26 protein-coding genes and 1 tRNA gene are annotated in these 24,162 nt (G+C 68.5%); 14 read left to right on the top strand and 13 right to left on the bottom strand.

The genetic code is table 11. The annotated features are described in order from the left end of the window. Window positions 1–668: 668 nt before the first annotated feature. Window positions 669–944: a winged helix-turn-helix domain-containing protein gene (locus tag PSC72_RS04200; protein WP_123533274.1), complete on the bottom strand. Its 276-nt coding sequence runs from the start codon at window positions 942–944 to the stop codon at window positions 669–671. 412 nt (window positions 945–1,356) lie between these two features. Between PSC72_RS04200 and PSC72_RS04195 the strand changes: the two genes are divergently transcribed. The 4 genes from PSC72_RS04195 (at window position 1,357) to PSC72_RS04180 (ending at window position 4,258) form a co-directional block, all read left to right on the top strand. After that, window positions 1,357–1,932, top strand: coding sequence for a metal-dependent hydrolase (locus PSC72_RS04195; RefSeq protein WP_274324641.1), 576 nt, complete (start codon window positions 1,357–1,359; stop codon window positions 1,930–1,932). 65 nt (window positions 1,933–1,997) lie between these two features. After that, the gene (locus PSC72_RS04190) at window positions 1,998–2,486 is read left to right on the top strand and encodes a DUF7344 domain-containing protein (protein WP_274324640.1); all 489 of its coding nucleotides are present in this window, start codon (window positions 1,998–2,000) and stop codon (window positions 2,484–2,486) included. 72 nt (window positions 2,487–2,558) lie between these two features. Further along, window positions 2,559–3,158, top strand: a complete 600-nt coding sequence (locus PSC72_RS04185) for an acyltransferase (protein ID WP_274324639.1) — start codon at window positions 2,559–2,561, stop codon at window positions 3,156–3,158. Further along, window positions 3,155–4,258: a DegT/DnrJ/EryC1/StrS family aminotransferase gene (locus PSC72_RS04180; RefSeq protein WP_274324638.1), complete on the top strand. Its 1,104-nt coding sequence runs from the start codon at window positions 3,155–3,157 to the stop codon at window positions 4,256–4,258. Before PSC72_RS04185 ends, PSC72_RS04180 begins: the two co-directional genes overlap by 4 nt. A gap of 61 nt (window positions 4,259–4,319) precedes the next feature. On the opposite strand, the gene PSC72_RS04175 is transcribed toward PSC72_RS04180, so the two are convergent. Continuing rightward, entirely contained in the window at window positions 4,320–6,089 is a 1,770-nt protein-coding gene (locus PSC72_RS04175) for an asparagine synthetase B family protein (RefSeq protein ID WP_274324637.1), read from the bottom strand. A gap of 598 nt (window positions 6,090–6,687) precedes the next feature. On the opposite strand from PSC72_RS04175, the gene PSC72_RS04170 reads away from it, so the two are divergent. From PSC72_RS04170 to PSC72_RS04155, 4 genes are all read left to right on the top strand, one after another. Beyond that, a complete protein-coding gene (locus tag PSC72_RS04170; RefSeq protein ID WP_274324636.1) occupies window positions 6,688–7,617 on the top strand; it encodes a polysaccharide deacetylase family protein in 930 nt (309 codons plus the stop codon). A 248-nt stretch (window positions 7,618–7,865) separates the two neighbouring features. Then, window positions 7,866–8,810 carry an NAD-dependent epimerase/dehydratase family protein gene (locus PSC72_RS04165; protein ID WP_274324635.1) on the top strand — a complete coding sequence of 315 codons (945 nt, stop codon included), beginning with the start codon at window positions 7,866–7,868 and terminating at the stop codon, window positions 8,808–8,810. Window positions 8,811–8,905: 95 nt separating this feature from the next. Beyond that, window positions 8,906–9,889 (top strand): glycosyltransferase family 2 protein, encoded by a 984-nt coding sequence (locus tag PSC72_RS04160; protein ID WP_274324634.1) that lies wholly within the window; start codon window positions 8,906–8,908, stop codon window positions 9,887–9,889. A 322-nt stretch (window positions 9,890–10,211) separates the two neighbouring features. Continuing rightward, a complete protein-coding gene (locus tag PSC72_RS04155; protein ID WP_274324633.1) occupies window positions 10,212–10,481 on the top strand; it encodes a hypothetical protein in 270 nt (89 codons plus the stop codon). 63 nt (window positions 10,482–10,544) lie between these two features. Here PSC72_RS04155 and glmS read toward each other — a convergent pair whose 3' ends face one another. Beyond that, entirely contained in the window at window positions 10,545–12,386 is a 1,842-nt protein-coding gene (gene glmS / locus PSC72_RS04150) for a glutamine--fructose-6-phosphate transaminase (isomerizing) (protein ID WP_274324632.1), read from the bottom strand. A 207-nt stretch (window positions 12,387–12,593) separates the two neighbouring features. After that, entirely contained in the window at window positions 12,594–13,184 is a 591-nt protein-coding gene (locus PSC72_RS04145) for an HTH domain-containing protein (RefSeq protein WP_274324631.1), read from the bottom strand. Window positions 13,185–13,369: 185 nt separating this feature from the next. Here PSC72_RS04145 and PSC72_RS04140 point away from each other — a divergent pair, with 185 nt between their 5' ends. Then, window positions 13,370–14,035, top strand: a complete 666-nt coding sequence (locus PSC72_RS04140) for a DUF502 domain-containing protein (protein WP_274324630.1) — start codon at window positions 13,370–13,372, stop codon at window positions 14,033–14,035. A 58-nt stretch (window positions 14,036–14,093) separates the two neighbouring features. Here PSC72_RS04140 and PSC72_RS04135 read toward each other — a convergent pair whose 3' ends face one another. From PSC72_RS04135 to PSC72_RS04120, 4 genes are all read right to left on the bottom strand, one after another. Next, complete coding sequence (locus PSC72_RS04135) at window positions 14,094–14,699, bottom strand: DUF2391 family protein (protein ID WP_274324629.1); 606 nt, start codon at window positions 14,697–14,699, stop codon at window positions 14,094–14,096. A gap of 91 nt (window positions 14,700–14,790) precedes the next feature. Next, window positions 14,791–15,075, bottom strand: coding sequence for a DNA-directed RNA polymerase subunit L (locus PSC72_RS04130; protein ID WP_274324628.1), 285 nt, complete (start codon window positions 15,073–15,075; stop codon window positions 14,791–14,793). 130 nt (window positions 15,076–15,205) lie between these two features. Further along, window positions 15,206–15,472 (bottom strand): C2H2-type zinc finger protein, encoded by a 267-nt coding sequence (locus PSC72_RS04125; protein WP_274324627.1) that lies wholly within the window; start codon window positions 15,470–15,472, stop codon window positions 15,206–15,208. A 2-nt stretch (window positions 15,473–15,474) separates the two neighbouring features. Continuing rightward, a complete protein-coding gene (locus PSC72_RS04120) occupies window positions 15,475–16,857 on the bottom strand; it encodes a hypothetical protein (RefSeq protein ID WP_274324626.1) in 1,383 nt (460 codons plus the stop codon). 256 nt (window positions 16,858–17,113) lie between these two features. Between PSC72_RS04120 and PSC72_RS04115 the strand changes: the two genes are divergently transcribed. Continuing rightward, the gene (locus PSC72_RS04115) at window positions 17,114–17,977 is read left to right on the top strand and encodes a cytochrome c oxidase subunit 3 (protein ID WP_274324625.1); all 864 of its coding nucleotides are present in this window, start codon (window positions 17,114–17,116) and stop codon (window positions 17,975–17,977) included. 37 nt (window positions 17,978–18,014) lie between these two features. Further along, entirely contained in the window at window positions 18,015–18,257 is a 243-nt protein-coding gene (locus PSC72_RS04110) for a DUF7385 family protein (protein ID WP_274324624.1), read from the top strand. A 30-nt stretch (window positions 18,258–18,287) separates the two neighbouring features. Here PSC72_RS04110 and PSC72_RS04105 read toward each other — a convergent pair whose 3' ends face one another. After that, on the bottom strand, window positions 18,288–18,650 hold the full coding sequence (locus PSC72_RS04105; RefSeq protein ID WP_274324623.1) for a hypothetical protein: 363 nt from the start codon (window positions 18,648–18,650) through the stop codon (window positions 18,288–18,290). A gap of 88 nt (window positions 18,651–18,738) precedes the next feature. Beyond that, complete coding sequence (locus tag PSC72_RS04100) at window positions 18,739–18,915, bottom strand: hypothetical protein (RefSeq protein WP_274324622.1); 177 nt, start codon at window positions 18,913–18,915, stop codon at window positions 18,739–18,741. A 108-nt stretch (window positions 18,916–19,023) separates the two neighbouring features. On the opposite strand from PSC72_RS04100, the gene PSC72_RS04095 reads away from it, so the two are divergent. Next, the gene (locus tag PSC72_RS04095) at window positions 19,024–20,019 is read left to right on the top strand and encodes a glycosyltransferase family 2 protein (RefSeq protein WP_274324621.1); all 996 of its coding nucleotides are present in this window, start codon (window positions 19,024–19,026) and stop codon (window positions 20,017–20,019) included. Window positions 20,020–20,092: 73 nt separating this feature from the next. Here the strand turns inward: PSC72_RS04095 and PSC72_RS04090 are convergent, their stop codons facing one another. The 3 genes from PSC72_RS04090 to PSC72_RS04080 form a co-directional block, all read right to left on the bottom strand. Then, window positions 20,093–20,545 carry a GtrA family protein gene (locus PSC72_RS04090; RefSeq protein WP_274324620.1) on the bottom strand — a complete coding sequence of 151 codons (453 nt, stop codon included), beginning with the start codon at window positions 20,543–20,545 and terminating at the stop codon, window positions 20,093–20,095. A 58-nt stretch (window positions 20,546–20,603) separates the two neighbouring features. Next, window positions 20,604–22,412 (bottom strand): ArnT family glycosyltransferase, encoded by a 1,809-nt coding sequence (locus tag PSC72_RS04085; RefSeq protein ID WP_274324619.1) that lies wholly within the window; start codon window positions 22,410–22,412, stop codon window positions 20,604–20,606. 352 nt (window positions 22,413–22,764) lie between these two features. Then, a tRNA-Thr gene (locus PSC72_RS04080) sits at window positions 22,765–22,839 on the bottom strand. 211 nt (window positions 22,840–23,050) lie between these two features. Here PSC72_RS04080 and PSC72_RS04075 point away from each other — a divergent pair. Together PSC72_RS04075 and PSC72_RS04070 are read left to right on the top strand one after the other, a co-directional pair. After that, window positions 23,051–23,404, top strand: coding sequence for a hypothetical protein (locus tag PSC72_RS04075; RefSeq protein WP_274324618.1), 354 nt, complete (start codon window positions 23,051–23,053; stop codon window positions 23,402–23,404). Window positions 23,405–23,504: 100 nt separating this feature from the next. Continuing rightward, window positions 23,505–24,146: a plastocyanin/azurin family copper-binding protein gene (locus PSC72_RS04070; protein ID WP_274324617.1), complete on the top strand. Its 642-nt coding sequence runs from the start codon at window positions 23,505–23,507 to the stop codon at window positions 24,144–24,146. Window positions 24,147–24,162: the final 16 nt, after the last annotated feature.

Here is a 24,162-nt window from a genome sequence, read left to right as displayed (position 1 = left end):
ACGGGTCGGTCGCCTGCGGCCCGATCCGGTCGTCAGCCCCGCTATCGGCCAGCCTGCCGTCCACAGCGGCGCGACGCGCTCCAGGAGATCGCCGGATGGGGCGGCGAATACAGGATCCGAAGTGAGCGACTTCCGCGAGCGAAGTGGCCCGCTTCTCCGATCGAAGTCGGCGTCTTCCCCCGGACGGCGAGCAGTTCCTGCTGCCGGGCGGCGGCCCTCGACAGACGAGTGGAATCCCTCCGTCGGGGAAACCAGCTATCGCGAGTGGCGCGGGAGACGAGATCGAGCGCGAAACACCGGACGGATGCCGAGGGAACCGACTAGACCCCGGCCGCACCGCGGATAACCTCGCCCTACTCGGCGGAATGTATTACAAACCTATGCCTGTAAAGGCAGCCAGTATTGCCGGACGGCAGCGGGGCGCGGAGCGCCTGTTCGCGGGCGGCTCGCCGGGAACTGGATCGAGGTACGAGCGGCGTACCGGGCGGTTGGCGGCGCTTACTGGACAGTGAGAGAGAATAGCCGCTCGGGACGCCCGGAGCGTCGTCGCGGTCGAACGCGTCGGGTCGGTGCGGACCGCGTCGAGTCGGTCGTCGGTTCGCGGTGGTCGGAAGTCTCTGGCAGTCGGTCGGGGCGCGGCGCCGGTCGCCGGCGGCCCGTGGCGTCGCTCAGACCATGTTCTCCGCTTCGATCTTGTCCCAGACTGCGCGTCCCTGCTCGGTGAGGCCGTAGACGCGTCCCTTCTTGCGGTCGTCGGAGACCAGGAGGTCTACGAGTTCCCGTTCTCGCAGGCGCTGGAGCGCCCGCGAGACGTGTGCGATACCTACGTCCTCGTCCGACGCTATCTGCGACGGCGTCGACGGGCCGTCTGCGAGCCGCTTGAGGACCGCGACGCGGTAGCGCGAACTGATGACGAAGCTGACGTCGTCCCAATCTGTACTCATTGTTTGTTGCGGAAGTTGCCGGATAGGTGTTGTCGCGTTCGTCCGGTTCCCGGTCACTGACCGAGAACGCATTCGGCTGTTGTCGGCGGGACTCGCTTGCGTCCCACTTTCCGCTGTACTCACACCGAGTCGGCTACCACGTAAAGAGGTTTCGACGCTCCAGATTTTTCGCGTTCCGTACCGCGATTAGGGGCGCCAGAACGAGGAGGCTGACGCGCCGCTCTCGGCCGTAACGAGACCATAACAATCCGAGTTCCTCTCGGTCTCCCGCGCATGGAATCCACGCGCGCTCGGAGTGACCTCGTGTCCGGACGCCGACCCGCTGAACCTCCTCGCAGGATGATGCGTTTCGGGCGCTTCTGTGGCTCCTCGTCGGGGCGAAGCGAGCGCGGCCGGACCGGGCGTCGGTAAGATGTGGCCGTGGGAACACCTCGCGATCGGGTACCTCGCGTACGCGGCCCTGAGCAGAGTCGTCTGGCACGAGCCCACGACGGGGCCCGCCGCGATCGCCGTCGCGTTCGGGACCCAGTTCCCAGACCTCGTCGACAAACCGCTCGGCTGGTGGCTCGGCGTCCTTCCCGGGGGGACGACGCTGGCGCACTCCCTCCTGACCGCCGTCCCGCTCAGCCTCGCCGTCCTCGTGACGGGGATCGTCCTCGAACGCGAGCGGCCGGCCCTCGCGTTCGTCGTCGGCTACCTGAGCCACCTCCCCGCCGACGTGCTGTATCCGGTCGTCCTCGGGCGCGACCCGAAGACGTGGTTCCTCTTCTGGCCGCTACACCCGGCGCCCTCCGACGACTCTACCGACGTCCTCTTGCACGTGGTCGAGCTCGCCGAACAGTTCGCCGCCTTCCTCGCCTCGCCGCTCGGCGCTCTGTACCTGCTCGGCGAGCTGTCCCTGCTCGCCGCGGCCGCCTGGCTCTGGCAGCGCGACGGCCGCCCTGGACTGCCTCGGGCGCCGCGCGACCGTTCGGCCGTCAAACGCTGACCGAACGGGACGGCCGCGGCGGGAGTCGGCCGAGAATATATAACAGTCGAGCGAGAAGTGAGGGTATGGGGTCAGAGCAACCGCAGGAGAGCCGGTCGAGTGACAACGACCGGCGACAGCCCGGATCTCCGGGGGGAGATCCGGACGACCGCCGCGCGCCCGAGGGGGAAGATGTAGCGGACGGAACGAACGACGGGGGCCCCAGCGGCGCCCGCAGTGCGGAGAGCCCGGTCTCGATAAACGAGCTGTTCGAGCTGCTCTCCCAGCCGGGCAACCGGTACGCCCTGGCGTACCTCGCCCGCACCGAGGGGGCGGTCCCGTACGACGACCTCGTGGAGTACGTGGTCGATACCGGGGGGACGCCCGACGGGCTCTCGACCGCGGACTTCCGGAATCAGGTCGCGACGCGGCTCGTCCACTCGAATCTGCCGAAACTGGACGACGCGGGCCTCATCGACTACGACAAGAGCGACAGGACCGTCCGCCCGACCGACGCGACCGAGGTCGCCGTGCCGTACCTCGAACTGGCGATGGATCAGTTCTCCGCGGAGTGAACGGGCGTCCGGTCGACGGACCGACAGGCGCTCATTAACAAAGGTCGGTCCGGGCAGACTCTCGACCGGCACATGAGTGAGCACGACCTCCAGACCGTGCGGACCGGGGCGCGCTGCGATATCGCCGAGACGGCGGTCGTCGGCGAGTCCGGCGGCGAGAACGACACCCCGACGCGGATCGGCGACGACGCGACGATCCGCGGCGGCACGATCGTCTACACCGACGTCGAGATCGGCGACGACTTCTCGACCGGCCACCACGCGCTCGTCCGCGGCGGCACCACCGTCGGCGACGACGTCCTCGTCGGGAGCCACGCCGTCCTCGACGGCGAGCTCGAGGTGGGATCGCACGTCAGCTGTCAGACCGGCGTCTACCTCCCGCCCGAGACCACGGTCGGCGACAACGTCTTCCTCGGCCCGCACGCGGTCGTCACCAACGACCCGTATCCCGTGCGCCCGACGAGCGAACTCGTCGGCGCGACGATCGAGTCCGGCGCCTCCGTCGGCGCGAACGCGACGATCCTCCCCGGCGTGACCGTCGGCGAGGGGTCGTTCGTCGCCGCGGGCGCCGTCGTCACCGATGACGTCCCGGCAGAGACGCTCGCGGTCGGTGCGCCGGCGAGTCACGAACCGCTTCCCGAGGACCTGCGCGGGGGGAACGAACTGAAATGAGCCTCGAAGACCACCGCGAGATCCCGATCGCCTCCCCCGCCATCGGCGAACAGGAGCGCGAACGCGTCGTCGAAGTGCTGGACAGCGGGATGCTCGCCGACGGCGAGGAGGTTCGCGCCTTCGAGCGGGAGTTCGCGACGGCCTGCCACGTCGACCACGGCGTCGCGGCCGCCAACGGGACCGCCGCGCTCCACGCCGCTCTCCGCGCCTGCGGCGTCGGCGAGGGCGACACCGTCCTCACGACGCCGTTCTCGTTCGTCGCGACCGCGAACGCCGTCCGCTTCTGCGGCGCCGAGCCGGTGTTCGCCGACATCGACCCGGAGACGTACAACCTCGACCCCGTCGCGGCCCGCGAGGCCATCGAGATCCGCGGCGGCGACGTCGACGCGATCATGCCGGTCCACCTCTACGGACTGCCCGCGGACATGGACGCAATCTGCGGCCTCGCCGAGGAGTACGACGCCGCCGTGATCGAGGACGCCGCCCAGGCACACGGCGCCCGCTACGACGGCGAGCCGGTCGGGTCGTTCGGCGACGCCGCGGCCTTCTCGTTCTACCCGACGAAGAACATGACCACCGGCGAGGGCGGGATGATCGTCACCGACGACGAGGAGACCGCCGACCGCGCCGCGCGGTTCGTCAACCACGGCCGCAACGACCAGTACGAGCACGTCGAACTGGGTCACAACTTCCGGATGACGAATGTGGCCGCGGCCATCGGCCGCGTCCAGCTGAAGCGGCTCTCCCGGTTCGTCCGCGCCCGCCGCGACAACGCCGCCGCGCTCTCGCAGGCGCTCGACGCGACGCCCCTCGATCCGCCGACGGTACCCGAGCGCGTCGACCACGCGTTCCACCAGTACACCGTCCGGGCACCCGAGCGCGACCGACTGATCGCGCACCTCGACGAGACGGGCGTCGACACCGGGATCTACTACCCGACGCCCATCCACGAGCAACCGGCCTACGACCACGTCGACCAGCGGTTCCCGGTCGCCGAGCGCGCCGCCGACGAAGTCCTCTCGCTGCCGGTCCACCCGGGCCTCACTGACGCCGACCGCGAGGCCATCGCCGACGCGCTGTCGCTGTATCAGGTGCAGTGAGAGCGCAAGAAACCTCGATTTTTCGCCGCTCAGTCCGTGTTTCGCACGCGACGGTCGCCGTTCAGACCTCGATAGCCGTCGCCGTTGTCTCCCCGTCCAGGTAGCGACCGGCCCAGAGTTCGAGGCCGGTCAGCGCCGCGACCGGCGTGAACGACGCCAGATCGCCGGCCGCTAGCCGGTCGTGGAGGGCAGCGACGGCGTCGCCGTTGAGCGGGTCTCGGTCGCCCACGCGCTCCAGCAGGTCGTCGACGAACCGGCGGAACCGGTCGTCGCTCGCGTACCGCCGAACGTACGCGTCGCCGTCGCTCGCACGCGCGTCGAGTCCACCGGCGCCGTCCGCCCGGAGCCCGGACGAACCCGAGCGGCCGCGGCCCTCCGTTCGGTCGGGGATCTGCGCCAGGTTCGAGTCGAGCCTGCGGACGACCGCTCGATCGATGGGCGGGTCGTCCCCCCGGGTCGAGTCGGACAGCCAGCGCGTCCCCAGCCGGTAACAGGCCGGCATCCGCGCCGCCGTGTCGAGCAGGGCCCGGGAGGCGACTGTCCGCGTGCCGACTCGGCTGCGCTGGACGGCCCGGCTCCGCCCCTCCGTCGCGGCCCTGACCTGTAGCGCGGCGTCGACGGCCGTCCGCTCCGTCGGTCCGTCCACGCTCGCGGAGACCAGGTCGCGGATCGACGCCACCGGGTCGCGGTCGGTAGACAGCAGCGTCCGAACAGCCGCGGGAGGGAGCACGCACTCGTTCTCGGCGACCGCGTCGACCGGCGAGTCGTCCGCGCAGACCGTCCCGGCCCACGAGAGGGCATCGAGGTGCGGACGCCCGAACACCAGCGCGTCCGCGTCGGTGTGGAGCCGGTCTGTGACGTACGGGAGGCCGTCGACCGCGGCCCAGTTGACCATCGCGTCGGTCGCGTCGACGGCGTCGGCGACGGCGTCGACGAGGTGGCGGTCGGGGTCGTCGTGGACCTGTCTGTTCGGGAGCCCCAGGTACGCGGCCACCTGCGAGGCCGACTCCCTGTCGCCGCCGTCGGGCCCGCCGCAGGTCAGCGTCTCGACCGGACAGCCGCGCTCGGCGAGGACCGCGGCGGCGACGCGACTCCCGGGGTCGCCGGGGAACCAAAGCGAGGGGTCGCCCGTCGTCGCCGCGACGTCACCCAGAGCCTGTCGGTACGCGCCGAGCCAGCGATCCGGATAGCCCGACGGCGCCAGGCCGGCCGACTCGGGGGCCCAGTACCGGCGCGTCGAGACGGTGCCGTCGAACACGAGGTGGGTCGCCGGCGGGAGACTCGCGACGCCGTCGACCAGCGTCCGCTCACCGAGGACACCCCCGGCGAGGAGCAGGTCGCTCACGGCCTCGGGATCGAGCGACGGGTCGTCGACCGCCGTCAAGAGCGGACCCACCTCCGAGGCGAAGTCGATCCCGTCGCCGGCCTCGTCGTCCCCGCCGTCCCCGACCGCGTAGTATATCGGTCGGCTCCCGGCCACGTCGGTCGCCAGGTGGACCTCGCCCGCGTCGGCGTCGAGACACGCCAGCGCGAACGGACCGTCGAGGCGCGCGAGCACGTTCCGCGAGTCGTCGACGACACCGCGAAAGAGCTCACCCCAGGACAGCGACAGTCGATCGCGATTCGAAACGACGCCGTAGACGACGCCGATCAGCCCGTCGCCGCGCCAGACGACGTTCGCGTCCGGGTCGCGACTCCCGTGTTCGAGCACGCCAGCCGCCGCCTCGCCGTCGACGACGCGGTCGAGTTCGTACCAGTCCTCTCTGTGCGATCGGTCCGCTAGCTTCCCGAGCCGTTCGTCGCCCGCAGTGGTTCCGATGAGTCCAGTCACGCCCCGAGCGTGACCGCACCGGGCTATTGTTATGCGGTCGCTGACCGGGGTTCGTTCCGGTATCGGAACCGATACCGTCCGGCTCTGTGCTCGTGAACAGCCACGCGGCCGGCCGATAATCAGGCGGCTTCAACCATGCCAGTTGCTACCGAGGCCCATATGACACGTATCGGCTCATTTCCGGACTACATACTGGAGTTTGTAATTCCGCATTCTATGTAGGACTGAGAAAAGTCCGACCTTCGACCGCATCGTAGGCAACTTCGGGAAGTTTCGCTCAGTCCAGCAACTTCTACGAATATTTGGTGATTCTGTGGATTACTGGCAGAATAAGGCCCCAATATCTGTATCTTTCGCTTCGAACGAGTAATATCCCCGTCTCATCGATACAGATGAAAGATTTCGGCGTTATGAACTATATCTTATGAAAGAATACGATTATAAACTGAACGTAGATATTTTCCCGTGAACGGAACGTCTCGCGCACCGGTTCGCGCGGCCGCGGCCCGGTTGGTCACTGGCGGCCGAACGGCAGTAGCGACGCCATAACAAACTCGGCACGCTCCCTTTCGAGGGACATGAACGGGTGGAGCAAACCGTGGGATCGGTAGTCGTCTCGGTCGACGCGGAACTGGGATGGGGGTTCGTCGATTACGACTCCCCGCCCGAGTCACGCGTCGAGAGCGGCCGGTCCGGCTGGCGGACCCTCTGTCGGCTCTTCGACGCCTACGACGTGCCCGCGACGTGGGCCGTCGTCGGCCACCTCTTCCACGAGGCCTGTGACGGGCGCCATCCAGACCACCCGGCCGGGCCCGAGTGGTTCGCCCCCGAACGCGAACAGTGGGCGGACCGCCCGGACCTGACCTGCGGACCGGAGCTGATCGAGCGCGTGCGGGAGTCGGGTCCCGACCACGAGATCGGCAGCCACACGTACTCACACGTTCTCTTCGGAGACGATCAGACGACCGGTGACGTGGCCGCCGCGGAGCTAGCGCGCAGCCGGGCCGTCGCGGACGAGCAGGGGATCGATCTCCGGTCGCTCGTCTTCCCGCGGAACGAGCTCGGCCACCGGGACAAGCTCGCCGAGCACGGCTTCGACGCGTATCGCGGAGGCCGCCCCACACCCCGACGGACGCTCCCGGAGAAGCTGAAGACCGTCGCGTTCGGGTCCGGACACCCGCCGGTCGTGACGCCGGCCACCGACGAGTACGGCCTGGTCAACATCCCCGCGTCGCTGTACCTCTACAGTTTCGAGGGACCAGCCCTCCGGGCGACGAAGCCCTTCGTCGGCGACCCCATCGTCGAACTCGTCGAGCGCGGGCTCGACGCCGCCGCGGAGAGCGAGGGAGTCCTCCACCTCTGGTTGCACCCGAACAACCTCGTCGGCGAACCGCAGGTCCGGCGGATCGAAGGCGTCCTCCGAGCAATCGACGCCCACCGAGACGAGGTCCCCGTCGAGACGATGGCAGCGGTCGCCGCGCGGGCCCGGGCCGAACCGAAGACGGTGGCGACCGACGGGCGCGGCTGACGGAAGGATCGACCCGGCGACGGCCCCGCTCCGAGTCCGCGCTCGCGACGCCGTGCGCCGATAGCGGCGCGCGGACCCGTCGAAAGAGGTGCCTAATACCATCTCAGGTGACACATAACAATGGTCGAGACCGCCCCCAGTCACGCCAATGCCCGAGACTGACGCGGGAAGTTCACCCGGACGGACCGGGAACGACGGACACGCCGGATCGACGACGACCGCTCGCGCCGCGACAGGGGTGACCGACCGTGCCGCGTGATCCCGCGAGCGACCTCGCCGGCAAGTCGGTGCTCGTGACCGGCGGCGCCGGCTTCATCGGGAGCCACCTCGCTGCGGCGATGACCGACCACTGCGACGTCACCGTGCTCGACGACCTCTCGACCGGTGAGGCGGCGAACGTCCCCGAAGACGCCGAGTTCGTCGAGGGCGACGTTCGCGACTCCGTCGATGTCGAGGCGGCGATGGACGGCGCCGACGTGGTCTTCCACCAGGCGGCGCTGGCTGACGTCCGGACCTCTGTCCGCTCGCCGGTCGAGGCCCATCGCCGGACCGCCTCGGGGACGGTGAAAGTGCTCGACGCCGCCCGCCGCGAGGACGCTCGCGTCGTCACTGCGTCGAGCGCAGCGATCTACGGCCAACCAGACACGCTTCCGATCCACGAGTCCGACCGGAAGACGCCCACCTCGCCGTACGGGATCGACAAGCTCGCGGCCGACCAGCACACCCGCGCCTACGCCGACCTCTACGACCTGCCCACCGTCGCCCTGCGCTACTTCAACGTCTACGGCCCGGGCCGGACCGACGGGGGATACAGCGGCGTCGTGAGCGCGTTCCTCGACCGCGCGCGCTCCGACGCGGTCCTGACCGTCCACGGCGACGGCACGCAGACGCGCGATTTCGTCCACGTCGAGGACGTCGTCCAGGCGAACCTCCTCGCCGCGACGACGAGCGATACCGGCCAGGCGTACAACGTGGGCACCGGGACCGGGGTCACGGTCCAGGAGGTCGCGGAGCGCGTCACTCGGATCCTGGACTCGGACAGTTCCATCGCCTACGGCGACCCCAGGGAGGGCGACATCAAACACAGCCGCGCCGCCATTGGGCGCGCGCGCAGCCAGCTCGGGTACGAACCCTCCTACTCGTTCGGCGACGGACTGGAGACGCTCGTCGAGCGCGCGAGTGTCACGAACTGAGCGACGCCTCGGCCGAAACCGCCGTATTCCGGTCGTATGGGCGGTATAACAAAACACGCAGTTCTCCTATGACGGAGCGTCCACCAGACACGCTTATGTATCAGGACTCGACAATCGGCGTCGTCGTTCCGGCCTACAACGAAGCGGGATTCGTCGGCGACGTCATCGACACGATTCCGGCGTTCGTCGACAGGATCTACGTCGTCGACGACGCCTCGACGGACGAGACGTGGGAAGAGATCCTCGAACACGCCGAGAAACAGAACCCCCCGACCGCCGAACTCGTCGGCGACGGCGGCACCGAGCGCCGCGTCGTCCCCATCCAGCACAGCGAGAACCGCGGGGTCGGCGGCGCAATCAAGACCGGCTATCAGCGCGCGCACGCGGACGGCATTGAGGTCATCACCGTCATGGGCGGCGACGGACAGATGGACCCCGATATCATCGAACGGATCATCGAACCCGTGGTCAACGACCGCGCCGACTACACCAAGGGCAACCGCCTGCTGCTCGGCGACCACTACGATTCGATGCCGACGTTCCGCTACGTCGGAAACGTCGTGCTGACGTACCTGACGCGGATCGCCAGCGGCTACTGGGAGATCGGCGACCCCCAGAACGGCTACACAGCCATCTCCGGCGAGGCCATCGAGGCCGCGGACGTCGACGACATGTACGAGTTCTACGGCTACTGCAACGACCTGCTCGTCAAACTCAACGTCGCCGACATGCGCGTCGTCGACGTGCCGACGCCGGCGGTCTACGGCGACGAGGAGAGCCACATCGACTACTCCTCGTACATCCCGAAGGTCTCGGGGATGCTCTTCCGGAACTTCCTGTGGCGCATCCGCGCGAAGTACCTCTCCGAGCGGCTGCACCCGGTCGCGCTCTGCTACGTGCTCGCGCTCGGCGGCCTGACGACGGGGACGGCCGGCGGAATCGCCAGCCTCGTGACCGATCTCGAACTGCCAGCGCTCGCGACCGTCGCGTTCGGACTGCTCTTTCTCGTCCTGGCAATGGCTCTGGATAAACGATCGAACAAGCATCTCACGAGCGTCGCCGGCGCCACGCCGACCTGATCTCGGCGGCTTTTCCCCGTCGTTCGCTCGCGGTAGACTCGCTCAACTCGACGGTAAGAGGTGCTTATAGCGAGTGAGGCGGCTAATCTTGCGCTCGATCGTCCGGTAGTCTCCTCGTTCTCGCCCGAGAACCGGACGGCTTGGTACCACGAGTCATGGTACGGTCCTGGTACGTATCCGGCAAGAGAATAACGAATTCATACAGGCCAACAGGTTTCATATGGACAGTAGCGTTTTACGAGTAGGTGGGCATTACCGGAAACGTGACCCCGAGTCGAAGCGGGCGACGGCCGGTCGGCCCGGGACGAGTGAACGAGGAACCATGACTAACGAAGACGAGAACGCGGACATGTGGACTGACGAACAGATGACGCGGGGAGAGACCGAACTGCCGTCGGACTGGCGCGACCAGCCGGTCGACCCCGACCTCGAAGAGAACCTCGGCTACGAGATGATCGCGTGGGAGAAGATCAATGTCGTCGACAATCCCGACCAGGTGATCTTCCTGCCGAACTCGGAAGATCAGCTCCGCGATGACGCCTTCATCGTCTCGAACAAGGACTCGGTGTGCGACCTCACGGACAAGCGATGAGCCGCCGCGAGCATGGATTCGAACCAGCGGTCGCGAGACCGTCCCGGGCGGTGCGGTAACGGGTCACTCCACGGTGACGCTCTTGGCCAGGTTGCGCGGTTTGTCGACGGGTCGGTCCAGCAGCGTCGCGGTGTGATAGGACAGCAACTGTAACTGGACGTTCGCCAGGAGGCCGACGAGCTCGGGATGGGATTCTGGCACCCACAACACGTCGTCGGCCGCTTCGGCGACTGCCTCCTCTGACCGCGGGGCGACCGCGATCACGGGCGCTCCCCTCGCACTCACTTCCTCGATGCTCCCGAGTAACTTCTCCGTGTGTGCCCCCGTCGCGACGGCGAACACCGGCGTGTTCGGCGTCACCAGCGCCAGCGGGCCGTGTTTCAGCTCGCCGGCGGGGAACCCCTCGGCGTGCTCGTAGGAGATCTCCTTGAGCTTGAGCGCGCCCTCCAGCGCGACCGGGTGAGCGCTCCCGCGGCCGACGAAGAAGTAGGCGTCGCTGTCGCCGTAGCGCTCGGCGATCGACTCCGCCGACGAGTCCGCGAGCGTCGACCCGACCGCGGAGGGGAGTTCGCTCAGCGCGTCGAGCAGTTCCGGCGCCGCCTCGCTGTGCGATCCGGTCACGTCGCGGCGGATCCGCTCGGCCAGCAGCGTCAGCGTGACCACCTGCGAGGAGAACGTCTTCGTCGCCGCGACGCCGATCTCGGGGCCGGCCCTGATGAACACCGTCTCGTCGCACTCGCGTGCGGCGGTCGACCCGACGACGTTGGTCACCGCCATCGTCCGGAGGCCCTCCGAGCGGCCGCGGCGGAGCGCGGCGAGCGTGTCGGCGGTCTCGCCGCTCTGGGTCACGCCGACCAGGATCGTCCCGTCGCCGGCCGGCGGCGCGGTGGTCGCGTACTCGCTCGCGAGGAAGACCCGCGAGGGGATCCCGCGGTCGCGCAACAGCTGGGCGCCGTACAGCGCGGCGTGGTAGCTCGTCCCGCAGGCGACGAACTGGACGCGATCGACGTCGGCGAAGGCCCCGTCTGACAGCGACTCGAAGGCGACGCGTCCGTCGTCTGCCCGGCCGCGGACCGCCTGCGCGATGGCCGTCGGCTGCTCGTCGATCTCCTTTCGCATGTAGTGGTCGAACGAGCCCTTCTCGACGTCTTCGGAGGACCACTCGACCGATTCGACCGGCCGATCGACCGCCGATCCCTCGGGGTCGGTGATCTCGTAGCCGTCCGGGGCGGCCCGGACCACGTCGCCGTCTTCGAGGTACACGACGTCGTCGGTGAACTCCAGGAACGCCGGCACGTCGCTGGCGAGGTAGTAGGTCGCTCCCTCGGACGTGCTCCGCGAGTCGGCCCCGTCAGCGACGCCGAACACGAGGGGCGAGCCCTGGCGAGTCGCGTAGACGGCGTCCTCGTCCTCGTGGACCAGCGCGATGGCGTAACTCCCGGAGAGGTCGGCGACCGCACGCCGGAACGCCGTCTCGACGCCCGCGCCGGTAGCGAGGTATTCCTCGACGAGATGCGGGACGACTTCGGTGTCGGTGTCGCTGGTGAACGTGTGGCCGGCGGCCTGCAGGCGTTCGCGGAGTTCGGCGTGGTTCTCGACGATCCCGTTGTGGACCACGGCGAGTTCGCCGCGGCAGTCCGTGTGCGGGTGGGCGTTGGCGTTCGTCGGCGGCCCGTGCGTGCTCCAGCGGGTGTGTCCGAGCCCGACGTGACCGCCGATGGACGCCGTCGAGAGGAGGTCGACGAGCTCGTCGACCTGCCCCTCGCGCTTGACGACTTCGACGCCGCTCCCGTTCGCGACGGCGACGCCGGCCGAGTCGTACCCCCGGTACTCCAGGTTCTCGAGGCCGGTCAGGAGCCTCGACACCGCGTCGTCGGCGCCGACCGTGGCGGTGATACCGCACATCAGCGCCACCCCGCCGCGCGCGGTCCGAACTCGTCCGTCGCAGTCGCGTCCGGTTCTCTGACAGGCGACTCTTCCATGTTCCCGCTTACCCGCGAGTACGGTATTGTTATGCAGCTGTTTTCGCTCCGATTCACCGGGTAAGTGGCTCGTAGACGGACCCCGATCCCGCAGTCGTCGCGGCGCTCGCGGCCGTTGGACCGCCCTCCCTCAGCTGTGACTGTTCGGTGCCGAATCGACGCGTAACGACTCCTTACCGTCCGACGACGGACTAGCGTCCTCGCAGAACCGGTTGAGAGCCGCGACGAAGTCCCTCGTCGCGACCGTCGCGTCGCCCATCTCACAGGGGAACGCGCCCGCCAGCGTCCCGTCGCAGTAGAGCGCGACGGCGACTCGAGGCGGCACGAGGGCGCGCGCGGTCTCGCCGGCCACGCTCGAATCGAGCTCCCGCGTCTCGAAGAAGCGACTGACGGACGCGTCGAACTCCCGGCCCCACCCGTCGAGCTCGCGGACGCGGTCGAGCAGCGACGACCCCGCGTCGGTCCCGGTGCAGGTCTCGCAGAGACAGAGCCGGTCGCCCGTGACCGTGACCGACACGTTGTCGAGTTCCCCCGCCGCCGCGTGTTCGTTCAGTTCGCGGATCAGCGCCTCCTGCGTTCCCTTCGCCCCCAGCGGCGGGAGCATCGACCGGACGAAGAGCGTCACGCGCCGCGTGTCGGCGCGCTGGAAGCGGTCCTCGGTCGTCTCGAGCCATCTGGTGAAGGCCGGTTCGCCGCTCGGTCGCGTGTCATCTCGTGTCACTGTAGAGTGGCAAGCCACCCGACGTTCTTAACCGACCCCGACCGTTCACAGCGATCACCCGGTAGTAGCACGCGTGAATCGTGGGGTAACGGGCGAAAAAACGTCGGTAGCGAGCGCCCGCTCACCCGGTAAGGGACTGATACCGACGCCCGCACCTTTTTGATCGCCTGGACCAACCTGGGGGTATGCGACTGGCCAGCCGACTCAAGGAGAGCTTCGTCGCCGGGTTGATCCTCGTGGCGCCGCTCGCGGTCACGCTCTACATCCTACAGATATTGGTCTCGTGGTCACTCCGGTTCATCAACCCGGTCGTCAAGGAACTCGGCCTGATCGAGACGGCGGCCAACGTCGAGATCGCCGCGCAGGTACTGGCCGTCGTGCTCATCGTCTCGATCATCACCGCGCTGGGGCTACTCGCCCAGTGGTCGATCGGGAAGCACCTGTTCGGTAACCTCGGGCGGACGATCAACGTCGTCCCGCTGGTGAGCACGATCTACGGGAGCATCCGCCAGGTGGCGACCTCGCTCGTCGAGAGCGGGTCGCAGTTCGAGCGTACGGTGCTGGTCGAGTACCCCCGCGAGGACGTCTACTCCATCGGGCTCGTCACCGGCGAAGGCCGAACGAGCATCGACGAGGTCGCGGGCGAGCGGGCCTATTCGGTGTTCCTGCCCAATAGCCCGAACCCGACCGCCGGGCGCCTCGTGATGGTCCCCGAGTCGCAGATCCACGAGACGGACATGAGCGTCCGCGAGGGGATGGGGATGATCGTCACGACCGGCATGGGAACGGAAGAAGAGCGCCTCGAAGCCTACGACGAGGAGGCCGTGGTCGCCGCCGACGGCGCGGACTGAGTATCGGACGGCAAGGACTGGGTCTCGGACGGCAAGGACTGGGTCTCGGCGGGCGCGGTCACTCCGGGAGCACGTCGCCGAGCGACGCGCCGACGGCCATGACGACCGCGGCCACGAGGCACTGCGCGAACGCCTCCTCCGGCCGGCTCCAGTCGACCCGGTTCCACAGCGTCATCAGGCCGACCGACATCGTCACGGAGATGGCGAGGATTCCCAGCAGGCGCCGCGGGAGGAATCCGAACAACAGGTCCGACTCGACCTCCTCGAAGCGGGCCGCGTAGAGGATCCCAAGCACGACGAGGAACCCGAACGCCGCCGTCACTGCGAGCGCGGGGATCGAGCCCGCGATGGCCTCACCGATCTCTAGCGTCCCGCCCTCGACTATCATCGGGATGCCGAAAATGAACGCGCCGACGACGGCCTCGCCGGCGTCCCGCAGGTCGAAAGAGTCGCGGAGCCGCCCGATCACCCGCGGAGTGTGCGCCCGTCGTGCGGTCCGCATCGCCTCGCGGACCTGCTCGCGCTCCTCGGGCGTGTCGACCAGCTCCTCCAGTTCCTCCAGCTCGTCCAGCACGTCGTCGATGTCCGGTTCCGATTCGGGGCCGCCGTCGGTGCTGACGGGGGGCGCCGCGGACCCGGACCCGTCGGTTCGCTGCCGTTCCATACCACCTCGATCGGACGAGCGACTCAAAAACGTACGGTAGCCGCGGCTCGCGGGCCGAGGGAAACGGAGAACGAACGTCAGCGAAGGGGACTCAGGCGGCCGCTTCGAACGCGTCGCGCAGGGAGTCGGACTTCTCGATGACGCGGTTGGCGCCGTCCTCCAGGGCGTCGAGCGCGTCGGTGTTCTCGTCGGTCTTGATCGTCAGCACGGGGTCGGTCTGCCCGCCGGACTGCTCGGGGTTCACGTCGTAGGTCGCCGCGGTGATCCCCTCGGTCTCCAGCAGCGCGCCCTTCAGCACGTTCATGAACGTGTGGTCTTCGCCCGCGATCTCGATAGAGATCATCGTCGGCTCTTTCTCGATGACCCGCAGTTCCATACCCGTATCCAGCGCGCTCGCGCGCATCAAACTTACGTTCCCGCTCCAGATTCTCGCAGTTCCGGCCGCGCGCGCTCCGTTTGTCCGCCGGTTTCCCCTTCGGCTCGCCGATCGCACCCCTGCCGCGTCGTCAGACGACCGCGTAGACCATCAACAGCCCGAAGTAGACGACGACCAGCACCGCGAGCGCCTTGAGCCTGAACCGACGGAGCTGGCCGGTTTCCGCCTCGTGTGCCTCCTCGTATGCCTCCCGTTCCGCCTCGTCGATCGCGTCGGGGTGGACCTGCCCGCGGTGGAGCGCGAGCAGTCCGTCGCTCTCGAAGGGGCGACCGCAGTAGGCGCACTCGGCGGGGGTCCGGTCCGGCGGAACGTCGTAGCTGGTCCGTTCGTCGGTCATGGTCAGGGGATGTACGGGAGCGGCACGTCCGGTCGGGTCACGATCCAGAGGCTCGCCATCGTGTAGCCGATCATCACGGCGATGAAGGGGTACTGGCTGCGGATGGCCTGCAGGCGGCCGGGGAAGAGGTCGAACGCGGTGGCGTGGGCCGCCAGGATAGCGAGCAGGTGGCCGCCGAGGACGCCGGCGATGGCGACCCCGCCGAACCAGCCGGGCACGACGATCAGGCCGGGGTTCACCGTCGCGAACGGGGCCACCACGGCCGCGAACAGCGCCGGGATCAGCGAGAGGAAATAGCCCAGGAAGTGCGCGACGTGGTAGCCGGCGGCGATGGCCAGAAGCGGCGGGGCGAACCGCCGCGCGAGCGTCTCGCTGGCAACGTAGGTGGGCGCCGTCCGACGGGCGAGGCGGGCGGCCAGCAGATAGACGCCGAAAAAGAGCGCGAATCCGGCGAGCATCGCCCCCGGGTAGAGCAGTTCCGGGGGGTACCCGAAGCCGACGAGGCCGCGCGCGAGGTCGCGCCAGGCCGGCGTGGCGACGAAGCCGTCGAAGGTGGTCACCCACAGGATCGCGACGACGAACGCCGCGTCGTCGACGCCGTCCAGCAGGTCCGAGGCGAGCGCGGCGCCGGGCAGGCGCAGGGACAGCGAGCCGTCTCTGTCGCGGCCCAGCGGTGCGACGGCGCCGTAGTAGCGGAACACCCGCGCGACGGGGTCGACCTCGTCGAACCACGTCTCGGTCCCGTAGACGACGGCGCCGGCGACGGTCACGACGGAGTACCCGACGACCGTTACGGCGAGCACGCGCGGTTCGTCGGCGAGCGGGCTGACCACCTCGATCCAGACCAGCGCGAGCAGGCCCGCGACGCTGGGCCACGCGCCGAAGCGCCAGCGGTAGGTCCGGCCCAGGTCCGGGAGCGCCGCGACGGCGGTCCGCCAGGGGTTCACCGCCGGCCAGGCGTTGCCGACGAGGTACGTGCTCATCGCGAATCCGGCCCACCAGCCCGCCCAGACGATCACCACGGCCGGGTTCGAGAGCGGGTCGCTCGGGCCGACGAACCCCGTGACCACGACGCCGACGAGCGCGACCACGCCGAGCGCGCCCGCGCCCCAGCGGAGCGCCGCCGGAGCCGGGAGGGCGACCGTCCGGCGTCGCTCGATCACCGCGTCGACGGCCGAGCGGTCCGTCGCGAAACTCGCCAGCAGGAAGGAGGCGCCGACGATCGCCCCGCCCGTCGCGAGCATCAGCCACGTCGGGACGGTCAGCGATTCGCGGGCGGCGCCGCCGAGCGAGCCCCCGTGCGCGAGCACCGGCCGCGCCGCGACCGCGACGAGCGAGGCGAGTGCGGCCCCAGCCAGCCAGGACCTTCGCGTGCGTCGTCCCATCTGCCGGGAGTTCGCTCCCCCGTCGCCTCAAAGTATCGAAACCCTCCGCGAGGCCGCCGGCCGACCGCGTGCGAAGCCGTTCGATCCCGCCGATTTTCGGTATCCGGACCGGACCGATTCCGTCGACGGGCGACGGCCGAACCGGTTCGCCCGGAGTGCCGAACGAGTTCGGAATCTCACACGAACGATCGCGAGAGTGCGGCCGGCCGCGGTCGGTTTGAGAGGCTTTTTAGTGTTGCTGGCGCAAGCCAGAGGTATGAGTCTCGCGGACGATACGACAGAGGACCACGGGGACCACGGCGGTCACCACCTGCCGGCGGTCGAGGACTGGCCGCGCGGGTTCGGCGAGGCGAGCTGGTGGCCGTTCGTCACCGCCGCGGGCGCGGCGGGCATCTACCTCGCAGCCGCGCTGTTCGTGCTCGGCCGGGGCACCGAACCGCTCGTCGGCCCGATGGTCGGGCCGGCCGCAATCATCGCCGGCGTCGTCGTGTTCCTCGTCGGCCTGTACGGCTGGCTGTACCACGCGTTCGTCGTCAACTTCTGGGAACAGGGGACAGACGAGCACGGCGCCGGGACACTCCGACTCGCGATGATACTGTTCCTCGTCTCGGAGGTCGCCACGTTCGGCGCCGGCTTCGTCTACTACTTCTTCATCCGCGCCGGCGAGTGGTCCCACGAGGGCCTCCCCCACCTGCTGAGCAGCCTCGTGCTCGTCAACACGGGCATCCTGATCGTCAGCAGTTTCACGCTCCACTACGCCCACGTCGCGCTCCGCAAGAACAACCGCACTCGGTTCCTCCAGCTGCTGGGACTGACGCTCCTGCTCGGTGTCGTCTTCATCGGCGGCCAGGTCCTGGAGTACTACGAGTTCATCGTCAACGAGAACTTCACGCTCGCCGAGGGCGCGTTCGCGTCGGCCTTCTACGGGCTAACCGGACTCCACGGCCTGCACGTCAGCATGGGCGCGGTCCTCCTCGGCATCGTCTTCGTGCGCGGCCTCAAGGGGCAGTACTCCGCCGATCGGCACACCTCGGTCAGCACCGCTTCGATGTACTGGCACTTCGTCGACGTCGTCTGGGTGTTCCTGGTCGTCGTCCTCTACGTCGGCGCCACGCTCTGAGCGGGAGTTTCAAGACCACTTCTCCCCATCGAGGGGTATGGAACCGCTCGACGTCGACGACGGGTTCGACGTGCACGAGTACCGCCACGGTCTGAAGCTCCGCAAACAGGACCGCGGGACGATGCACCTCGAAAACCGCGACGACTTCGCCTGTCCCGCCTGCGGCGAGGTCTTCGAGCAACTGTTCGTCTCCGAGCGGCGCGAGAACACCTTCGGCGACCCCGGGACCTCCTTCTGCGTCGTCCGCACGGACGACCAGATCCTGTTGCTCACCCACTGAACGGGCGCTCGCCGTGGGCGACCCCCGCTCTCAGGACGCCGTCGGATTCCAGACGCCGGTCAGCACGAGCGCGAGCAGGACGAAATAGGTCGCCACTCCCCAGCAGGCCGCGGCCACGAACCAGCGACCGCCGACGGCGACGGCGACGACGCCGCCGGCCGCGAGCGCGACGACGCTCCCCGCCTGGACCGCGGGCCGCTCCCACAGGTCGCCGGCGGGTGTGTCAGCGACGAACAGCGCTTCGACGGCCAGCGCCGCCGCGATACCGGCCGCTGCGCTCCCGGGTCGAACCAGCAGCGAGAGCGATTCCGTGACTGCGAGGAGGGTGAGTAGCGCGACCCCGCACACCACCGCGAGCAGCGCGTCGCGGGCGACCGACGGCGGGGCGGTCACGACTCGGCCGGCGAGGAGAACCGTTCGGGGCCGGCTGTCCGTTCGACTGGCCGGCGCGGCCCCGGTCCGGTGGTAGTCACGGGCCGGGTCAGGTGGTGAAGCCGGCGTCGGCCTCGTGTTCTTCGAGCACCCACTCCAGTTCCTCGATGGCCCGGAGGATAGCGACCTCGGCCTCGTCCTCTAGCTCCGAGGAAGGCGGGTCCGTTCTGTCGTACGCGTCTTCGAGTTCGGCGATCCGTTCCCGGATGTCGTCCTCTGACCGCATACTGGGGTGGACCGTCCGAACCCGCTTGATGGTACCGGTTGGTTCGACCCGAGCGTACATGCGAGTTAATCAAAAAGTTTAACGGAAATATTATTCAACTGTTCTACAGTGAAGCTCTCCATCGTCGTACCGGTCTACAACGAGAACGGCAACCTGGTGGACTTACACGCCGAGATCACCGAGACACTGGGACGCCACTACGAGGACTGGGAAATCATCTTCGTCGACGACGGCTCGACGGACGGGAGCTACGACCAGCTCGCGGAGCTGTCGACCCGGGACCGACACGTCAAAGTGATCCGGCTCCGCGGCAACTTCGGGCAGAGCGCGGCCCTCGACGCGGGTCTGCAGGCCGCCAAGTACGACGTGATCGTGACGATGGACGCGGACGGGCAGAACGACCCCGCCGACATCCCGCGGCTGGTCGACCGGCTGGAGGAGGGGTACGACTGCGTCTCCGGCTGGCGGAAGGACCGCGACGACCCCCTCGGAAAGCGAGCGGCGTCCAGGTTCGCCTACCTGCTCAGGCGGTTCGTGCTCCGGACGGACATGCACGACTACGGCTGTACGCTCAAGGCGATGCGAGCACAGGCGGCGAAGGAACTCACGCTCACCGGGGAGATGCACCGGTACATCCCGCCGCTTTTGACCTGGCGCGGCTACGACGTCGACGAGGTCGAGGTCAACCACCGCGAACGGCGGCACGGCGACACCAAGTACGGCTGGGAACGCCTGCCGAAGGGCTTCATGGACCTCGTGAACGTCTGGTTCTGGCAGCGCTACTCCGGTCGCCCGCTGCACGTCTTCGGCGGACTCGGGATCATCTCCGGCGTCGTCGGGACGCTGGCGGGCGCCTACTCGGTGTACCTCAAGCTCGCCGTCGGGCAGAGCCTCTCAGACACCGCTCTCCCGCTGTTCGCGGCGTTCATGTGCCTGCTCGGACTCCAGTTTTTCATGTCGGGCATCCTCGCGGACATCGGCGTCAAGAACTACTTCGAACTCAGAGACGACCGCGGCTACCGCATCGAAACGGTCCTCGACGGGGGGGAGCCCGTGGATGTCCCGAACCGCGAGACGGTGCCCAACTCCGTCCGAAGCCGATAACCGCCGACTCGGTCGAACGCGCCGCGTTTCCCGACCGGTGACGAAATTTTCGCGCCCGTTGGGGCGAGATTCGTCAGTCCGACCGGTACCAGAGGAGCCGGTTCATCGAGAACGTGCCGAAGAACACGAGAGCGCTCCCGACGAACCAGGCCAGGGGGTACCAGACGTCGACGGCGAGGAGTCCGAGGTAGATGCCGTAGTTCACGAGTTTGCCGACGCCCATGATGCCGTAGTAGCTGAGGCCCCGCTTGAGGAGTCCGGACTGGGAGTTCGAGACGTCCGCGTCGGTGAACACCCACCAGTTCGTCAGCGCGAAACTCCCCAGCAACACGACGAGGGTCGAGACGATCGCGGCGTAGCGCTCGGGGATCGTCCCGGTCTCGACGAGCACGTACAGGAGCGCGAGGTTGGCGACGAGACCGCTCCCGCCCGTGACCGCGAACTTGACGACCTCTTCGAGGAGGTCGCTGCGGTCCGCGACGAACGCCTTCAGATCGGAGCGGCTGTCGGAATCGGCGGCTGTCACGCGTTAGTGGGCCATCGTCGGTCGCTCGGAATAGTGTTACTATCGGTACCCGGTCGGCTCAGGACCCACACGCCGGGGCCTCGGCCGATTCGACGTACAGTTCGGCGTCGTGTTTCCGGTAGAACTCCTCGTCCGTCGGGCAGTAGTGAGCGTCGACCGCCCGGGCGAGCTCGGGGCTCCGGTCCAACAGCGTCCGCGTTCGCGGTCCGACGACGACGTACGGGACGCGACCGTCCTCCATCTCGGACAGCATCTGCGCCTCTATCCGGTCGGCGGCGGGCGTCCTGGTGGTGTGTTTCAGCAGCCAGAACCCACGCGAGAGGTCGCCGGCGAGTCGCCTGTCGGCATCGGTGACGTAGAGCGCGTCGGCCGTGAGGACGCGGTCGCCCGGTTCGGTTCGCTCGTCCAGATCCGCACCCGCGGCCTGGACGTCGGAGACCGTCTCCAGCCCCGACGTCCCTTCGCCCAGCGCCGCCCGCGCCGGAAGGAACGGCACCGAGGCCACGGTCGCGACCACGACGGCCACGGCGAGGACGACGCCGGCGAACGCGAGCCGTCGGTCGCCCCACTCGCCCGTCTCGAGGGACACCGCGACCGCGACGCCGGCGAGGACCGCGACGTACGGGATCAGATCCAGCATGTACCACACCGAGACCGGGCTGTCCCGGTAGAGGTACCCGCCGACGATGAACGCGACGACCAGCGCCGGAAGCGCGAGTCGGCTGTCGAACGGCCACTCGCGGGCGGGAGCCGGGCCGCGCCAGACGACTGCCACGGCGGCCAGGACGACCGACGCGGGGAGCACGACCAGTAGCGGACTGGCCTCCGCGTGCCTGGCGAACAGCAGTCCCCCCGCAGCCGTGCCGCCCAGCAGGCCGACCACGAGAACGACGGGAGTCAGCCGACGGACGCGTTCGTCGGCGTAGCGGTCGATCGCCGACCTGAGGTACACGAGAAACGGGAGTACCGCCGGCAGCGAGACGACCACGGACCACATGACGATGCGGAGCGTCCCGGCGTCACAGCCCTGGCAGACAGCCGCCAGCAGCCCGCCTGTGCTCTCTTCGGCCGTCTCGGCGCCGGTCGTGAGCGACTGCTCCACCCACGCGACGTTCCCGGCGCCCGTCCCGATGAAGCTGCTGAGCGCGTGCTGCACGGCGACCGGGCGAACCTGTCCGACGTCCGGCAACGCGATAGCGACGTACCCGAACACGACGGTCAGGAGCGCGCCCCCGAACAGCGCGACCCCGGAGACGAACAGGTCCGGTAGCTGTCGGTCGTACCGCGTGAGCCGGTAGTACGACGCGACGACGGCCACGGCCACGAGGTGGACGAGGACGACACGGCGGACCAGAAACCCCGCACCGACGAACGCGCCCGCGAGCGCCGCTTCCCCGTGGGAGATCCGTTCGCCGTCGAACGCTCGGACGGCGAGTAGCAGCGCGGTGACCCCCAGGAGCTGTGCGACCAGCTCCGTCTTGACCGGGATGCCGTAGACGTACGCCACGGGCGTCCCGAGGAAGATAGCCGCGGCGGCCAGCCCGGCACGGCGCGAATGCAACCGTCGCGCGAGGGCGAATACGGCGACACCGAGGAGCGCCGACACCGCGATCATGAACAGGCGCGCCCCGAGGATGCGGCTCCCGCCACCGACGAGGGCGAGCGCTCCCGCGAGCAGGTAGTGGAACAGCGGCGAGCGCGTGGGGTAATCGACGATGGGCGTGTTTCCGAGGAGGATCATCCGCGCGTCGTAGACGAACAGGCCAGCGTCGCTGCTGACCGCGACGAAATCGAGGAGGAGGAGCCGAAGGCAGACGCCGGCGATCACGAGCGCCAGCAGCGGCCTCGACGTGACAACTCCACTCACTCTCGTCCGAAAACCCATATTCACTATCACCTGATTTTTCACAGCCTCGTATAACTCGTGTGGTTGCTAGCTGTTGGTTCCCGATTACTGGCCCTGTTCCGGTCAGGACAACGGCGATCACCCGAGACCCGCTGGAATCGACACAGAACCGGCTACAGAGCCACTGTCTGTGTCACAGCAATACTACACGCACCGCTACGCGTCTCGCCTGCTGTGTCTCTCCGTCAGTCGCCGTTCCTCACGTCGCCCGTCACAGAAAGAGCCGGGAGAAGCACTTGAACCAGGGTCCAGTGCTCTTCGCCGATTCAGATCCGCCGGCTTGTGCTCCTCACGTCGTCCGTTCGTCGCAGGAAGCCGGTGGAGGGATTTGAACCCTCGGCCTAATCCTTACGAAGGATTCGCTCTAGCCAGTCTGAGCTACACCGGCACAGTCGGTGACCTCGTGTGCCCGGTCCTGCACTGCGTCGCAGGACGCCGGCGGTCGGTCGCTCCACTTTATCGTACCGCCGATAACCGCAATAAGGATTGCGAATCGGGTCGACTCTGGCAGACCCTCCCGGACTCGGTCAGGCCGCCAGTGCCGTCCGCCCTGTCTTTGCAGTCACTCGGTCTTCCCGTCTGGCGACCCGATCACCGACATGCGCCGATCCGACACCCGCGAGAGCCCCGAGGAACGCATCGACGAACACGCCGACGAAACCACGCTCGTCCCGTCCGCCGCGGGGAGCGTCGCGGCGTGGGCGCCGGGACTCGACTACCGCGACCCGGACACCGACGACCCCGCCTTGGCAGGCGAGCGAGCGGACCGCGAGTCTTACCGCGGGGGCGACGACGACGGCGGTTGGTGGGACGAAGGACTGATCACCGCCCTGATCGTCGCCGGCGCGGTCCTGTTCGTCATCCCCGAGCCGGCGACCTCCGGGATCGGGATCCTCCTCCTCGCCATCGGCGTACTGGCCTGGCTCGTCGACCTGGCGATACCCGGGACGTGAGCGCGGTCGGCCCGCCGACCCGGCGGCCGTCCGATCGCGGTGACCAGCCCCGAGACATGGCAAGCCGGTCGCTCAAACGTCACATCCGCTAATGGTGGGTATGAACAGACGAACCTACCTTGGCGCCGTCGGGACGACGGTGACTGGCCTCTCGGTCGTACTCGCCGGCTGCGAGGGCGCGCCCGGTGCGGGCGTCGACGAGACCGACACCGACGGCGAGGAATCGCCGTCGCCGTCGCCCACGGCCGAAGGCGAACCGGAGACCACTGCGGGCGGTGGCGAAACGGAGACCGCCGGGGGGCGGACCGCCGGGACGACCAGCCAACTGCCCAACACCATCGAGATGGTGACCGACGGGAGCGACTACTACTTCACCCCGGTGGGGCTCTACGTCGAGCCGGGGGAGACGATCACCTGGGTCAACGAGTCGGGGGACCACTCCTCGACGGCGTACGCCGAGTCGCTCGACGCCGCGTCGGTGACCCGGATCCCCGAGGGAGCCGAAGCGTGGAACAGCGGCATCCTGAGCGAGTCCGGCGCGAGCTTCGAACACACCTTCCAGGAGACGGGGACGTACGACTACTTCTGCATCCCACACGCGGCGCTCGGGATGGTCGGCCGGCTGGTCGTCGGCGAGCCGGGCGGCCCGGCGACAGAGGGGCAGCCGCCGAACGGGGAGCTGCCCAGCAGTGAGGCGATCGTCGACCGCGGCGCCATTAGCCACGACGAGTTCACCGGGTGACCGCCCGGTCCCGGCG

It is taken from the genome of Halosimplex aquaticum (assembly GCF_028747785.1).
GTDB lineage: Archaea > Halobacteriota > Halobacteria > Halobacteriales > Haloarculaceae > Halosimplex > Halosimplex aquaticum.
This window is presented reverse-complemented; position numbering and strand designations above follow the sequence as displayed.

Excerpts from the sequence above, each read along its gene's own strand:
- PSC72_RS04200 (WP_123533274.1), bottom strand. The coding sequence starts at position 944 with ATGAGTACAGATTGGGACGACGTCAGCTTCGTCATCAGTTCGCGCTAC.
- PSC72_RS04195 (WP_274324641.1), top strand. The coding sequence starts at position 1,357 with ATGTGGCCGTGGGAACACCTCGCGATCGGGTACCTCGCGTACGCGGCC.
- PSC72_RS04190 (WP_274324640.1), top strand. The coding sequence starts at position 1,998 with ATGGGGTCAGAGCAACCGCAGGAGAGCCGGTCGAGTGACAACGACCGG.
- PSC72_RS04185 (WP_274324639.1), top strand. The coding sequence starts at position 2,559 with ATGAGTGAGCACGACCTCCAGACCGTGCGGACCGGGGCGCGCTGCGAT.
- PSC72_RS04180 (WP_274324638.1), top strand. The coding sequence starts at position 3,155 with ATGAGCCTCGAAGACCACCGCGAGATCCCGATCGCCTCCCCCGCCATC.
- PSC72_RS04160 (WP_274324634.1), top strand. The coding sequence starts at position 8,906 with ATGTATCAGGACTCGACAATCGGCGTCGTCGTTCCGGCCTACAACGAA.
- PSC72_RS04155 (WP_274324633.1), top strand. The coding sequence starts at position 10,212 with ATGACTAACGAAGACGAGAACGCGGACATGTGGACTGACGAACAGATG.
- glmS (WP_274324632.1), bottom strand. The coding sequence starts at position 12,386 with ATGTGCGGTATCACCGCCACGGTCGGCGCCGACGACGCGGTGTCGAGG.
- PSC72_RS04140 (WP_274324630.1), top strand. The coding sequence starts at position 13,370 with ATGCGACTGGCCAGCCGACTCAAGGAGAGCTTCGTCGCCGGGTTGATC.
- PSC72_RS04135 (WP_274324629.1), bottom strand. The coding sequence starts at position 14,699 with ATGGAACGGCAGCGAACCGACGGGTCCGGGTCCGCGGCGCCCCCCGTC.
- PSC72_RS04130 (WP_274324628.1), bottom strand. The coding sequence starts at position 15,075 with ATGGAACTGCGGGTCATCGAGAAAGAGCCGACGATGATCTCTATCGAG.
- PSC72_RS04125 (WP_274324627.1), bottom strand. The coding sequence starts at position 15,472 with ATGACCGACGAACGGACCAGCTACGACGTTCCGCCGGACCGGACCCCC.
- PSC72_RS04120 (WP_274324626.1), bottom strand. The coding sequence starts at position 16,857 with ATGGGACGACGCACGCGAAGGTCCTGGCTGGCTGGGGCCGCACTCGCC.
- PSC72_RS04115 (WP_274324625.1), top strand. The coding sequence starts at position 17,114 with ATGAGTCTCGCGGACGATACGACAGAGGACCACGGGGACCACGGCGGT.
- PSC72_RS04110 (WP_274324624.1), top strand. The coding sequence starts at position 18,015 with ATGGAACCGCTCGACGTCGACGACGGGTTCGACGTGCACGAGTACCGC.
- PSC72_RS04100 (WP_274324622.1), bottom strand. The coding sequence starts at position 18,915 with ATGCGGTCAGAGGACGACATCCGGGAACGGATCGCCGAACTCGAAGAC.
- PSC72_RS04075 (WP_274324618.1), top strand. The coding sequence starts at position 23,051 with ATGCGCCGATCCGACACCCGCGAGAGCCCCGAGGAACGCATCGACGAA.
- PSC72_RS04070 (WP_274324617.1), top strand. The coding sequence starts at position 23,505 with ATGAACAGACGAACCTACCTTGGCGCCGTCGGGACGACGGTGACTGGC.